Source organism: Bacillus sp. EKM420B (genome assembly GCF_011065565.1).
Classification (GTDB): domain Bacteria; phylum Bacillota; class Bacilli; order Bacillales; family Bacillaceae; genus Bacillus; species Bacillus velezensis.
In genome coordinates this window covers 147,411-160,295 of sequence record NZ_JAAMNX010000002.1, presented here as the reverse complement: position 1 = coordinate 160,295, position 12,885 = coordinate 147,411, and the positions used below count along the sequence as shown (strand labels likewise).

At 40.4% G+C, this 12,885-nt stretch carries 14 protein-coding genes; 6 read left to right on the top strand and 8 right to left on the bottom strand.

All coding sequences use genetic code 11. The features are described from left to right. Window positions 1-77: 77 nt before the first annotated feature. Complete coding sequence (locus G9F48_RS05750) at window positions 78-1,040, top strand: iron-hydroxamate ABC transporter substrate-binding protein (RefSeq protein WP_004393259.1); 963 nt, start codon at window positions 78-80, stop codon at window positions 1,038-1,040. A 40-nt stretch (window positions 1,041-1,080) separates the two neighbouring features. On the opposite strand, the gene G9F48_RS05745 is transcribed toward G9F48_RS05750, so the two are convergent. From G9F48_RS05745 to G9F48_RS05715, 7 genes are all read right to left on the bottom strand, one after another. Then, the gene (locus G9F48_RS05745; RefSeq protein ID WP_004393256.1) at window positions 1,081-1,428 is read right to left on the bottom strand and encodes a YxeA family protein; all 348 of its coding nucleotides are present in this window, start codon (window positions 1,426-1,428) and stop codon (window positions 1,081-1,083) included. 13 nt (window positions 1,429-1,441) lie between these two features. Beyond that, a complete protein-coding gene (gene yxdM, locus G9F48_RS05740) occupies window positions 1,442-3,310 on the bottom strand; it encodes an ABC transporter permease YxdM (RefSeq protein WP_165409188.1) in 1,869 nt (622 codons plus the stop codon). Beyond that, the gene (gene yxdL / locus G9F48_RS05735) at window positions 3,285-4,058 is read right to left on the bottom strand and encodes an ABC transporter ATP-binding protein YxdL (protein ID WP_071392484.1); all 774 of its coding nucleotides are present in this window, start codon (window positions 4,056-4,058) and stop codon (window positions 3,285-3,287) included. The genes yxdM and yxdL overlap by 26 nt, the downstream gene beginning before the upstream one ends. A gap of 144 nt (window positions 4,059-4,202) precedes the next feature. Next, window positions 4,203-5,180: a two-component system sensor histidine kinase YxdK gene (gene yxdK, locus G9F48_RS05730; protein ID WP_165409187.1), complete on the bottom strand. Its 978-nt coding sequence runs from the start codon at window positions 5,178-5,180 to the stop codon at window positions 4,203-4,205. After that, window positions 5,177-5,866, bottom strand: coding sequence for a two-component system response regulator YxdJ (yxdJ, locus tag G9F48_RS05725; RefSeq protein WP_165409186.1), 690 nt, complete (start codon window positions 5,864-5,866; stop codon window positions 5,177-5,179). Before yxdJ ends, yxdK begins: the two co-directional genes overlap by 4 nt. A 151-nt stretch (window positions 5,867-6,017) precedes the next feature. Continuing rightward, window positions 6,018-7,457, bottom strand: a complete 1,440-nt coding sequence (locus G9F48_RS05720; RefSeq protein ID WP_165409185.1) for a sensor histidine kinase — start codon at window positions 7,455-7,457, stop codon at window positions 6,018-6,020. Beyond that, window positions 7,454-8,176: a response regulator transcription factor gene (locus G9F48_RS05715; protein WP_165409184.1), complete on the bottom strand. Its 723-nt coding sequence runs from the start codon at window positions 8,174-8,176 to the stop codon at window positions 7,454-7,456. The genes G9F48_RS05720 and G9F48_RS05715 overlap by 4 nt, the downstream gene beginning before the upstream one ends. Window positions 8,177-8,418: 242 nt before the next feature. Here G9F48_RS05715 and G9F48_RS05710 point away from each other — a divergent pair, with 242 nt between their 5' ends. The 5 genes from G9F48_RS05710 to G9F48_RS05690 all read left to right on the top strand — a co-directional run bounded on the left by G9F48_RS05710 (window position 8,419) and on the right by G9F48_RS05690 (window position 12,063). After that, window positions 8,419-9,330, top strand: a complete 912-nt coding sequence (locus G9F48_RS05710; protein WP_165409183.1) for an ABC transporter ATP-binding protein — start codon at window positions 8,419-8,421, stop codon at window positions 9,328-9,330. Continuing rightward, window positions 9,327-10,085, top strand: a complete 759-nt coding sequence (locus G9F48_RS05705) for an ABC transporter permease (RefSeq protein WP_165409182.1) — start codon at window positions 9,327-9,329, stop codon at window positions 10,083-10,085. Before G9F48_RS05710 ends, G9F48_RS05705 begins: the two co-directional genes overlap by 4 nt. Before the next feature lie 16 nt (window positions 10,086-10,101). Further along, window positions 10,102-10,836 (top strand): ABC transporter permease, encoded by a 735-nt coding sequence (locus G9F48_RS05700; RefSeq protein WP_229154627.1) that lies wholly within the window; start codon window positions 10,102-10,104, stop codon window positions 10,834-10,836. A gap of 283 nt (window positions 10,837-11,119) precedes the next feature. Then, window positions 11,120-11,326, top strand: a complete 207-nt coding sequence (locus G9F48_RS05695) for a plantaricin C family lantibiotic (protein ID WP_029325769.1) — start codon at window positions 11,120-11,122, stop codon at window positions 11,324-11,326. A gap of 95 nt (window positions 11,327-11,421) precedes the next feature. Beyond that, on the top strand, window positions 11,422-12,063 hold the full coding sequence (locus tag G9F48_RS05690; protein WP_007614849.1) for a response regulator transcription factor: 642 nt from the start codon (window positions 11,422-11,424) through the stop codon (window positions 12,061-12,063). A gap of 48 nt (window positions 12,064-12,111) precedes the next feature. On the opposite strand, the gene G9F48_RS05685 is transcribed toward G9F48_RS05690, so the two are convergent. Continuing rightward, a complete protein-coding gene (locus tag G9F48_RS05685) occupies window positions 12,112-12,696 on the bottom strand; it encodes a flavoprotein (protein WP_165409181.1) in 585 nt (194 codons plus the stop codon). Window positions 12,697-12,885 lie beyond the last annotated feature (189 nt).

Below are 12,885 nucleotides of genomic sequence, written 5' to 3'. Positions count from 1 at the left end.
TAAAAAACATAGACGGAATGACGTCTTCCTGCTATATTAATAATGATAATCATTATCACTGAAATAGGGGGATCATTATGAAGAAACAATCATGGCTGATCGGCCTGGCACTTCTGCTTGTTTTCGCATTAAGCGCTTGCAGCGGCGCGAAGGAAAACAACGGATCGGCATCAGGCAAAGGAAAGACAGACATGCGTACATATGAATCAACAAAAGGAAATATTGACATACCCGCACATCCGAAACGGATCGTCACTGACTTTTATGCAGGTGAGCTGCTGTCCGTTGACGCAAATGTCGTCGGGGCGGGCTCATGGGCTTTCAAAAATCCGTTTATCAAAAAACAGCTGAAAAACACCACGGACATCGGCAATCCCGTCAATGTGGAGAAAGTGATGCAGCTGAAGCCTGATTTAATCGTGCTGATGAAGGATGACCAATACGAGAAACTATCGAAAATCGCACCGACGATTGTCATTCCTTTTAACACCGCAAAGAATACGAAAGATACGGTCAGCCTATTCGGCGACATTGCCGGGGCGAAGGATAAAGCCAAAAGCTTTATGGCAGACTTCAACAAAAAGGCCGAAGCCGATCAAAAGCGCCTCAAAAACGTGATCGGCAAAGACGAGACAGTCGGCCTTTATGAAACGACGGATAAAGGCGAAATCTGGATTTTTAATGACAATTCCGGCCGCGGCGGCCAAGCCGTTTATAACGCGCTCGGATTGAAAGCGCCGGCCAAAATCGAAAAAGACATCATGAAAACGGGCGCCATGAAACAGGTTTCCCAAGAGGTCATTCCCCAATATGCGGCTGATTATATGTTCATTACCGATTACAATCCGAATGGAGAAAGCAAAACATTTGAGCGTCTGAAAGAGTCATCCGTTTGGAAAAATCTCGATGCCGTAAAGAACAATCGTGTCTTTATCAACGATTTCAACACCTTCTATCCGTATGACCCGATTGCCGTCAGCAAACAGATGGATATCATCACCGACATGCTGATCAAACGGGCTGAAGAAAATAAAAAGTAAAAAAAGCGGCACAGTCATGACACTGTGCCGTTTTTCATGTTCACTTTAATTTTGACTGTACGGAGCCCGGCATATCTTCAAATCTGACTTCTTCCCAGGTCTCGACATACTTTCCTTTCGCCTTCACCTTCAAATACGCGTTCTTCCGAAGGTCTTTCCCGGCGAAAAAGGTTACTTCTTCTTTTTTCCCGGATGCGTTATATCCGTCTAATGTATACTCAGTACCGCCCGGGCTAAGATGTTTGCCATCTCGATCAATCTGTACATAAACATCTTGCTGGTGAATAAACGGATTAAATCTGTCTGTAACATCATTATGAAAAAAGAGAAGTCCGTATATGACGGCAGCGGCCGCCAAGACGGCCAGGATTGCCAATGCTTTTTTCATCTGTGCACTCCCCTTACTTGTTCATTTTTTTCAAATAGCTTGTCCGCACCGCGAGGAAGAACAGAAGCTGAAAGATGAAAAACCCTCCGATGGTCAGACTGAGCGGCCCCGCTACATCGGAATAGCCTTCCACCGCCAATGTTCTCAAAGCAAACAGCGTATGCATGACGGCAATGACGAAAGGAAAGAAAAAGAGAATCGCCAATTGTATCGTCACGCTTTGTGCCATTTCACGCTCACTCAGACCGATTTTGGCCAATGAACGGTAGCGCTCCCGGTCCTCATCTAAATCGGTGAACAGCCTGAAATATAAGAAACTCGCTGCCGCGACAAAGAAAACGATCGCGATAAACAGGCCGATGAATAAACTCAGGCTCGGCAGCTGCACCGTATCATAGTACGTCCCGGCTTTTGCCATAAAATCAGAATGCACGTCGATATAGTTGCCGTAAATCTCATTTTTCAAGGATTGACTGATCCCAAGACTGTCTTTCCAATGATCATAGCTGTAGCCGTATAATGACGCTTTCTCACCGAGTGAATTCAGCTGATCAAAGGTTTGATCGTTTACCGCGATGATGGCATTCAATGAAATCAGCGGTTTTTTGACTTCTTTTACCGTCAGTTTTTGGTCAGACGGCTTGCCTTTTTGGTTCAGCAGCTTCAGCTGATCCGGCGCTTCGTTTTTGAAATTGCGGTCATACGTGCCCGGGAAATACACGGCCTCACCATGTTTCAGGCCGTTCAGCTTGACATGAAAGTATGTTGACACATCCGATTCGCTGATCATGTAAACAGGCGGAACCGTATCTCCTTCCTGATAGCGGACATAGGAAACATTTATTTTGTCTTTCTTATACGTAAAGCCGTGTGTTTTCAGTTCATGGTCAATATCTTTCAAATGAGTCTGTTCTTTCGGGTTATTGCTGAAAGATAAATACTCCATCTCATAGGCGGACTCTTCCGCCCCGACGGTCGATTTGTACATCGCGAGCACGCCCGTCGCCGTAAAGGCAACCGCGGAAATAATGCTGACGATAAAGAACAGGCGGGCGTTGTCTTTTAAACGATACACAAGATCAGAAACCCAAATGACGTTTTTCCCGCGCAGATAAAAGGTTTTCCACTTCTTCAGCGCGCGCAGAATCCAGATGCTGCTTTGGCTGAAAAAGAAATACGTGCCGATGACGGTAAGCAGTAAAATGATGAACGGCTCGGTCCCGTGGACATTGCCTTTCAGAACCATGCCGTACCCGCCGCACAGGCAGGCGATGCCGAATAAGGACAGAAGCACGGACGGCTTCGGCTTCGGCTTGATCTTGTCAGTGCCCTTTATTAATTTGATCACCGTATTTGATCTGACAAAAAGGATTGTGAACTGCGATAAAAGAAAAAATAAGAGCAGAAATCCGCCGGCCGTAATGCCAAGCGCTTTCCAAGGCATATACAGAGGCAGCGCGTCCATTTCTAAAATATAAGCGCCGACCGTAAAGAACGTTTTCGAAAAAATGAATCCGCCGATAATTCCGGCTGCGATCGACATGACGCCTATGATCATGTTTTCCGCCGTAATGAGCTTTCTCAGCTGCCCCGGCGTGATGCCCTGCATCAGCAGGATGCCGAATTCTTTATTTCTCGATTTCAAAAAGGCATTAACTGAATACAGAACAAATAAGAAAGAAAAAACAAAGATCATCCATTCCGCGGCGGTTAAGCCTTTTTTGGCGATGTTATTCAGGTAGCCTTCCTTTAACGCCGGATGAAACAGGAACATCGCAAAGGTAAAGAAAATCAAAACGGAAAAGGCGCTGCTTAAAAAGAACGCAAGATAGGCCCTTTTGTTTCTCGTGACGTTTTTATAAGCGAACTGAAGAAAGGTCATTTGCGTTTCCCCCCAGCATAGACAGCACATCAAGAATCTGCTCATAAAAGACTTGGCGGTTTTCCCCGCGGTAAATCTCATTAAACAGTTCGCCGTCTTTTATAAAGATGACGCGGCGGCAGTAGCTTGCCGCAACCGGATCGTGGGTCACCATCAAAGCCGTGACATGATCATCCTGATTCAGGCTCTGCATCGTTTCCATGACGTCTTTTGACGCTTTGGAATCCAGGTTTCCCGTCGGTTCATCGGCGAGAATGAGTGACGGCTTATGAATGACCGCTCTTGCGATAGCGGCACGCTGGCGCTGTCCGCCTGATACTTCAAACGTCCGTTTGCTGAGCAGGTCTTCGATTCCGAGCTTTTTCGCGATGCCGTGCAGTTTTTCTTCCATGACAGACGGCGCTTCTTTTTCTAGCGTTAACGGCAGCATGATATTTTCACCGATCGTCAGCGTGTCCAGAAGGTTGAAATCCTGAAATACAAATCCGAGCTGCTTGCGGCGGAAATGGGCGAGCTTTGTCCGCTTCAGCCGGTGCGGGTTTTCTCCGTGAATCAGGATATCGCCTGAATCCGGCCGGTCGATCGTTGAAATGATATTCAAAAGTGTTGTTTTTCCGGAGCCGGACGGTCCCATCACCGCCGTGAACCCGCCTTCTTCTATTGAAAATGAAATTTGTTTTAAAGCTTGATAGGATACTTGTCCTTTATAGGTTTTATTTATATGTTTGACTTCAAGCATATTCGCCATGAGAATCCTCCTTATGGTTTTATTCTTGTTGATCTGGGCTGCTTTCATGTAGTGCCGGGGCATTCAGCATAAAAAATCCCCTTGACGTAAATCCATGTTATCAAGGGGAAACAGAATGAGCTATGTTGTTTTCTTAACGCAGTCTTACATTTTTGTAAGAAATGAAAATCGGACCGAAGTCCCTTCACCGGGGGACGAGCTGATGTCCACCGTATGATTGAGCTTGCCCGTAATTTCTTTGACGAGATGGAGGCCGATTCCCGTAGATTCTTGGAAACGCCGCCCGTTTTCGCCGGTGTAATAAGGGTCAAACACCCGCTTGATATCTTGCGAGGGAATGCCGACACCGTAATCTTTGACTTCAAGCACCGTCCTGTCTTCATCGCGGAAGACATTCAGCTCCAGTCTGTCACTCTTGCCTGCCGAATATTTGACCGCATTTGTAACCACTTGGCCGATCGCAAATTTGAGCCATTTGGCATCGGTGTAAATCTGATGATCATCGCGAATGTCCATTTTCGGATAAACGCGGTATTGAATAAAAAATCGTTTATAGCTTTGAATGACCGATTGGAGAAGCTCTGATAAGGACACCGCTTCGACTTTAAAATCCCGCTCAAACAGGTCGAGCCTTGATGAATAAAGGAGCGTCTCCAGCCCGAATTCAATCTGCCGGACCTCTTTTTTGATTTGTTCAAAGACGGGCTCATCCTCTTCCTGAATGATTAAATTAATGACCGACAGCGGCGTTTTTACTTGGTGCACCCATTGATTCATATACGTCACCCGCCCGTCGAGTTTGGCTTCGGTTTCATGGAGCTTCTGGTGCTGCAGCCGGGTCAGCTCCATCTGCTTTTCATACATCTCTGAACAAAACACTGAAGAACCGAGATACGGGATGTCCGTCCCTTCCTGCTCCGAGCTGAGCCAATGATACACACCGCGGTCTTTGTACCAGCGATAGGCAAGATACCCCGCCAAAATAAGAAGCTGCACGCCCAATATGTAAAACAGGTGGGAAAAAGAATGGAGACCCGCAAACCAGTAATAAAAGAAGACAAACAGCCCTTGAAGGAGAAAAAGCAGAATCAGCACGGCATGAGACCGGAGAAACAGCTTCATGACAGCGCCCTCAGCTGGTAGCCTTCGCCCCGCACTGATTCAATGGAAACAGGCGCATTCAGCTCGCGCAGTTTTTTTCTGAGCCGCGTGATATACACATTAAGTGTATTGTCATCGACGAAAATGTCGGTGTCCCACGTTTTTTCCATGAGCCGGTCTCTTCCCGTTACCTTTTCTCCCCGCTCCAGCAGCACTTCCAAAAGCTTACTTTCTTTTTTAGATAGCTCGCTTTTTCCGTCGTGAAAGCGCAGTTCAAACCGTTCCACAAAGAGCTGCACACCGGCATATTCAACCACTTTCTCACCCTGCTTGGCGGCGTACTCTCCGTATGCCCTGCGGATCTGGCTTTTGATTTTCGCCAGCACAATATCGTAGGAAAACGGTTTTTCGATATAATCATCTCCACCGTTTTCAATCGCCATCACCTGATCCATTTCCCCGCTTCTGGCTGAGATGAAAATGATCGGGCTTGTAGAATGCTGGCGGATCTGGCGGCACCAATAATAGCCGTCATAAGACGGCAGATTGATATCAAGCAGCACCACATCAGGCTTTTCCCGCAAAAAAACATCAAGAACAGCCGTGAAATCCGCAGCGGCCACGGTTTGATATCCGTATTTTTCAAGGTAATTCTGCAATAGTCCGCGAATGTCTTCACTATCTTCTACTATCATGATTTTATTCATGCAACCATCCTCCAAAAGGATACGGCTTTTCGGAGCCCTCATTATTTGATGCCCCCATCATAATGCTTTCATCGGTTCTCTGCAACATGAGAAAGCGGGCCTTTATAAAAGACCCGCTTCTCCCTTTCTCAATGTAAGATCGATTATTTTTCTAATTGACATTGTTATACTTAGATGGCGGATTCGGAAAGGTAATTTTAAATCTTGTGCCAACTCCCGGCTGACTGTATATATCAATATTTCCACCATGCGCCTTGATAATTTGCTGAGCAATAGCCATCCCTAATCCAGTCCCTGAGTTATTTGACGAAGCGCTTGTCCCTCTGAAATACCGATCAAATAAACATTCAACCGTCTCTTCGTCCATTCCTATCCCATCGTCTTCTATTATAATTTGTATTTCATTGTCATGTACCACGTCCTGATATAATATGACCTTTATTTTAGTGCCCGGAGGATTATGTTTAATACAATTAGCAATCAAGTTTTCAACTGCGCGCTTTAGGTACCTTTCATCCATATTAAAAAGTATCTTATTGTGACTGGATTCTAAAGCGAATCTCTTATTTTCTGACTCCGGTAGCAGCTTCATTTTTTCTAAAGTGTCATGAATTACTTTCACTACGTTTTTTTCTTCAAGATGGATTGGAAGCGACTCATTTTTCAATTGAAAAGTTAAGTTGAAATCTTCAATCAGCTTTTCCATATATTCGACACGTTCTTCCATTATTAAGGAAAAATCACGCACTTGCTGATTTTCCCACTCATATTCATTTGAAGATAAAAGAACCGTATATCCCTTAATAACCGAAAGAGGGGTTTTTAAATCATGTGAGACACCGGCCATCCACTCTTCTCGTGTCTTTTCCAATAATTCTCGCTCAGCCTTATTCCTTTGAAGCGTTGCGGTAAGTTCAGACAGAGCCTGCATTAATTCTTGATAGGTTTTATATCCAGATTTATTATGTCTATATTTGCTTGAATGAAACTTCCGATCATAAGGTTCTTCATATTTTTCTTTAGACAAATTCTCAATCCAAGATACAATAAACAGCAGGGGAGCACCTAGTTTTTTTCCGTAAAATATTGCAATTACAATTCCTGCCATAATAATAGAAACAATCCACAAGTTATTCACCCAATAGAAAAAAGGGTTATTTTTTTCCATCGGCTTTCCCAATACCCATGTTAAATCCTGATTGTTTTTCGTTTCGTACCACGTAGATAATTGATAACCTTTTTTGGCAGGATACATGTAATCTGATATTAATTCTCCAAGAATATAATGCTTAGGTATATTTTTAGGTTTATTAAAAGAAAAAACCTCATCTCCTTGTTCATCTAAAATTTGAATCCACATCCGATTCTCTAATAAATCTTCTTTTGCTTTCGTATTTATGGAAAATTGTTTATCTGCAACAACTGTTTGGGCAACAATTTTTTTTAAGGATAAGTGCGGCGTTTCCATTTTATTTTGACCTAAGACGAGGCTGAAAAATATGATACTGCCCACCATGAGCAGACCCCAAATAAACATGAGTAAAAAAAGTCTCGATACGAAGTAAAATGCTATCCTATTTCTCAGCTTCACAATAAATCCTCATCTATAGGCTCTGCTTCAAATATATAGCCCTGTCCTCGAACCGTTTTAATCCATCTTGGTCTGCTCGGGTCTTCCTCTAATTTTTCACGTAATCGTCTTACATGTACCATTACAGTACTATCTCCGCCATAAAACTCCCCCCATACATCTTTATAAATTTGGTGTTTACTTAAAATTTGATTGGGATGTTCACAGAAATAAATCAGAAGTTTCATTTCCTGAGCAGGGCAATCGATTCTTGTCCCGTTAACAACAAGTCTTCCGGTATTGGGATCTATTTTAAAGTATTCATAATCGTATACCTGTTTTAGAGGGTAAGAAGAAGAGAGCTGAGTCGTTCTCTTTAATTGGGCTTTTACACGAGCTACGATTTCCAGTGGATTAAATGGTTTAGTAATATAGTCATCTCCCCCAAAACTAAACCCTTGCAATTTATCTAAATCTGTTGTTTTTGCTGTTAAGAAGAGTATCGGCACATTTGTATGGGAGCGTATTTTGCTACATAAGGTGAAGCCATCAGTGTCCGGAAGCATGACATCTAATAAAATAATATTTGGAAGTTCCTGATCGATTTTAAGAAGGGTTTCGCTCCCTGTCATAGCTGTGGAAATATTGCTGAAACCTTCCTTTTCAAAGCAAGTTATTAATAAGTTTAAGATATGTTCGTCATCATCCACCATGAGGATTTTGTTCTCTTCTAAAGTCATAAGTTATCCTCCTTTTTATTTCTTATTTTATATGAGATCAAGGACATAAAGGTCAGAAAAGGAAAGAATTTAACTTTCGTTAAGGGTTCAGAATATTCTTTTATTTTTTTAACCTTGATATTCAGGGATCAATATAACTACATACAGAAAATAAACAATGGATGTCGTTAAGTGAATGTTTAGGAAGAGTTTCGTTTGTGTTTAAAGAACATCGCTTATGATAAAAGTGAGGTGAGAGACAAATGAATGATCAAATAGTGGTAACACACGATCTAACTAAAAAGTATAAAAAGCATACTTCAGTTGATGGATTAAACTTAAGGATTAGGCGCGGCGAAATTTATGGTTTTCTTGGACCGAATGGTGCTGGTAAAACAACAACCATCCGAATGTTATTAGGTTTAATTAAACCAACAAAAGGAAACATCGAAATCTTTGGCCAAAACCTAAACAAGAATCGTTTGCAGATATTGCAAAGAATCGGGTCACTGGTAGAATCTCCAACTTATTATGGTAATTTAACCGGTTACGAAAACTTAGAAGCTGTTAGGAGGTTACGAGGGCTTCCGGAACAACGGGTCAATGAAGTATTGGAAACTGTAAGGTTATCTAAAGTAGCAAATCGACTGACTAAGGAGTATTCCCTTGGAATGAAACAACGTTTGGGAATTGCAGTTGCCCTGTTAAGCAGTCCTGATTTATTAATTCTGGATGAACCGACAAACGGTTTAGATCCATCCGGTATCCAAGAAATAAGAGAGTTAATTAAAGAATTGCCTAAATTGGGAATGAGTGTCGTTGTATCCAGCCACCTGTTGAGTGAAATAGATCAAATGGCTACTCAAGTGGGGATTATAAACAATGGGAGGATGATTTTCCAGGACTCAATTGCAAGTTTACATCAAAAACGAAAACCACTCTTAAAAGTCGGTGTTAGTGACGTAATCGAAGCAAAAACAATACTAAACAGGAAAGGATTAAAGGTTGATTTACAAAAAAATTATTTGTGGCTGTCTCAAACAGAACCGGAATTTGTTTCAGAAATCAATTCCATACTTCTTCATTCAGGGCTGTCTGTATTTCGACTTGAAGAAAAGACTCGATCGCTTGAGGATATTTTTTTAGAATTAACTGGTACAGAGGGAAGTCTATGAAAAAGTTATTATGGGCAGATCAATTAAAACTGAAACGTTCGTCGTTATTGATTGTAGTCTTATTGGTTCCCTTACTCATTATAGCCTACGAGTTGGTGAATCTTACTTATCGATCTGAATACGTGGAAAAACAAGCTGAAATGTTCCATGCTGGATCAATGTGGATGTATTTACTGTATGATAACAGTTTGTTATTTGGTCTGGGTTTTCCATTAGCCGCCACACTTTCTGCGTCAATAATAGCAAATATAGAGCATCAAGCAAACGGATGGAAGCAAACCCTTTCTTTTCCCGTATCTAGAATGCGAATTTATGTAAGTAAATTTATTTGCTTAGTAGTCAGTTTATTTATTTCGTCAACAATCTTCTTGCTCGGCATGGTACTGCTGGGCAAACTGGCAGGATTCGAAGGCAGTGTACCTTGGGGACTTTTGTTTGGAGATAGTTACAGCATGTTAGTTACAGTACTGCCTATAATGGCATTCCAGATATGGTTATCTATGGTGTTTAGCAACCAAGCATTCTCAATTCTTGTAGGATCAGTATCATCTATAATGGGTTTGTTTTTGGCTGCTGCTCAATCAACGAGATGGTTTCCGCTGGCTTATCCTAGTCAATCTTCGACAGTCATTCTGCAGTATGAAGGTATAGGATATAACCCAGATCTTTCATCTTACCTTTGCATTAGCCTTTTCTTAGGGATAATTATATTATTTCTAGGCTCTATTCATTTTGCTAAACGGGATGCTTTGTAAAAAGGAGGCGAAATACTTGAAAAACATTTTATTTGTAGAACGTTTAAAGCTTAGGCGATCAAAGTTATGGATCATCTATTTACTAGGTCCTTTGTTAGGTGTATCCCTGGCATACACTAACTTTATTAAAAACTATAACCTTTTTATGAATCCTGGAGACAATCCCTGGGTAGAGGCTTGGACACAAGTGGCCTTATTTATGGGCCCTTTTGTATTGCCTATCGTAGTGGGAATTTTCGCCGCCCTTGTTTGCAGGGGGGAACATGTAGGAGGCGGTTGGAAACAGCTTCTAGCCTTACCAGTTAAACACTCAGATATCTTTCTGGGAAAGTTTCTGACAGTGGTCCGCATGATATTCATTAGTATGTTCATTTTAATCCTCTTATTTATTGGATTCGGTTATATGTTAGGCATAAGCGGGAGTCTTCCTTTACTTACAATTCTAGGATATGGAATTAGAGGGATCTTAGCTTGTTTACCATTAATTTTATTGCAGCTTATTGTTTCAATCAGGTCTAAAACATTTGGCATACCACTCGCTGTTAGCATTGTTTTTACATTACCGGCCATTATTATTGCCAGTACACCATTAGGTCAAGTATATCCATGGACACAGCCTATGTTAGCAATGTCACCCGCAGATGAATCACCGATTCAATCAAATTTCCTGTTTTACTCAATTATGGTAATAACCTGCCTCGTTCTCTTGGTTTACGGAATAAGAAGTTTTACTAAACGAGACCTTACGTAGGGTATATACGGTCTAACTTATGAGAATTCGAGACAAGGTAAACTAATTTGACTAGCGCTATGTAAAACAGAAATTTATATGAAGGTAAGACTAAATCTTTTTGGTTGTATTCTTTGAAACTAAACGACTAATGGAAAAGGTGATGTTTCAAGGCATAAGACATAAGAAATATAAAGATATCTTAAGACTCTTTATTTAAACATTTTTTACATTTAATAATATCTCTTCCATTTTTTTGATTATGAGTTAATATAATACTATACTTAATAAGGGGGTGAATACAATGAGTCAAGAAGCTATCATTCGTTCATGGAAAGATCCTTTTTCCCGTGAAAATTCAACACAAAATCCAGCTGGTAACCCATTCAGTGAGCTGAAAGAAGCACAAATGGATAAGTTAGTAGGTGCGGGAGACATGGAAGCAGCATGTACTTTTACATTGCCTGGTGGCGGCGGTGTTTGCACTCTAACTTCTGAATGTATTTGCTAATTTGATTTATATAGGCTGTTTCCCTTCAGAAGGAACAGCCTATATTTTATTATATAAAATATTAGAAAATTCTTAAAAAACAGGAGGGTAAATCGTTGGGGAAAACTCTCGTTTGTTCAGAAAATAGCTATTTCCAAGCATATATGAATCATTTATTAACGCCAGATAGTAATGAAATAATAAATGTTAACACATTGGATGAATTAAAACAAATAATATCCAAGGAAAATTTTTCCTCTGTAATCATCGATACTTGCCACCCTAATGATTTAGTGTTGCAACTGATAAAATCGATATCTTGCCCAGTCATAATACTTAACTCCTTAGAAACTAACGTTTCAGATTACAACCCTGGTCCAATATTAAATCAAATAAATAATGTTTCAACCCTAAAACATAATGTTTTTCAATTGTCTTTTACAACTTTTTTCGACGTTGGAAAGCATTGTATTTGGAAAAAGAATGAATATATCCCTCTGGCAATACAAGAATTTAAAATTTTATATTTGCTTTATTTAAATTCAAATAAAATAGTCTGTTCTGAAGAACTTATTGAATACGCTGACCTTACTGGTAGGTCAAGTCTCTATGTACACATTAGTTCTCTTAGAGAAAAAGTAGAGGATAATCCTGGAGATCCAAAGATTCTTCAAACAAAGTTTGGAAAAGGGTACCTCCTATCTGACAGTACATATATTTGTCTTGAAAAAAAAGCAGACTCAAAAAATGTTGTGTAAAAAGGATGACCCAAAAATCATTTTAAAATGACTTTTGAGTCATCCCATTTATGTTAGTGAGGGGTGTTTTGTTCTTTCTCTAAACCCTTTTTCTATTGCTAATAAAGCTTTGTCGGGTGTAATTAGACCACGATTAAGTTTTCTTGTACCCGTCGCGATCTCAAACGCCATAATTTCAACTGGGTCAATAACAATATGCCCATCTTTTCTTAATTGTTCAATATTCCTGGAAACAACTGTTTTATTCCACATTAAATCGTTCATATTAGGGAAGAAAATAGTGTTATGTGGATGAGCTAATACAGTAGTTGCAACTAAATTCATTGCTACACCATTAGCAGTTTGTCCTAAGATGTTCGCTGTAGCTGGAATAATGCAATATATGTCCGCCCAGCGGCCAATTTCTACGTGGCTATGTCTTTTTCCGTTTTCCCCATGTTCTGAGTATACATGGTCACAAAAATAAGAAACAGTATGAGCTGGAATAAGGTCTTCCGCTGTTTTTGTCATAACAACCCTTGTTTCCTTAAAGAAACTTTTAAAATATAAGAGATACGAGGAGATGCCGACAGATGAGATTGATCCGCAAATCCCGATCAATAACTTTTTATCTTTTAATATTGAAATACTCATTTTTTCTCCTCCTGTAAATTTTAAACTATCATACTACACAATTATTCTTTTTGTGGTGTTTATTTCAAATATTAAATATTCTTAATAAACACATATAAAATAAACCTAAACTTCTTTTGGAATTCTTTTAACTTTTAAATAACCCTGCTATATTTATGGATAATTAAGGAATCTTAATTGTTCAAATTT

What these genes read in the sequence shown, in the direction of transcription:
- G9F48_RS05750 (WP_004393259.1), top strand. Translation starts at nt 78, where the DNA reads ATGAAGAAACAATCATGGCTGATCGGCCTGGCACTTCTGCTTGTTTTC.
- G9F48_RS05745 (WP_004393256.1), bottom strand. Translation starts at nt 1,428, where the DNA reads ATGAAAAAAGCATTGGCAATCCTGGCCGTCTTGGCGGCCGCTGCCGTC.
- yxdM (WP_165409188.1), bottom strand. Translation starts at nt 3,310, where the DNA reads ATGACCTTTCTTCAGTTCGCTTATAAAAACGTCACGAGAAACAAAAGG.
- yxdL (WP_071392484.1), bottom strand. Translation starts at nt 4,058, where the DNA reads ATGGCGAATATGCTTGAAGTCAAACATATAAATAAAACCTATAAAGGA.
- yxdK (WP_165409187.1), bottom strand. Translation starts at nt 5,180, where the DNA reads ATGAAGCTGTTTCTCCGGTCTCATGCCGTGCTGATTCTGCTTTTTCTC.
- yxdJ (WP_165409186.1), bottom strand. Translation starts at nt 5,866, where the DNA reads ATGAATAAAATCATGATAGTAGAAGATAGTGAAGACATTCGCGGACTA.
- G9F48_RS05715 (WP_165409184.1), bottom strand. Translation starts at nt 8,176, where the DNA reads ATGACTTTAGAAGAGAACAAAATCCTCATGGTGGATGATGACGAACAT.
- G9F48_RS05710 (WP_165409183.1), top strand. Translation starts at nt 8,419, where the DNA reads ATGAATGATCAAATAGTGGTAACACACGATCTAACTAAAAAGTATAAA.
- G9F48_RS05705 (WP_165409182.1), top strand. Translation starts at nt 9,327, where the DNA reads ATGAAAAAGTTATTATGGGCAGATCAATTAAAACTGAAACGTTCGTCG.
- G9F48_RS05695 (WP_029325769.1), top strand. Translation starts at nt 11,120, where the DNA reads ATGAGTCAAGAAGCTATCATTCGTTCATGGAAAGATCCTTTTTCCCGT.
- G9F48_RS05685 (WP_165409181.1), bottom strand. Translation starts at nt 12,696, where the DNA reads ATGAGTATTTCAATATTAAAAGATAAAAAGTTATTGATCGGGATTTGC.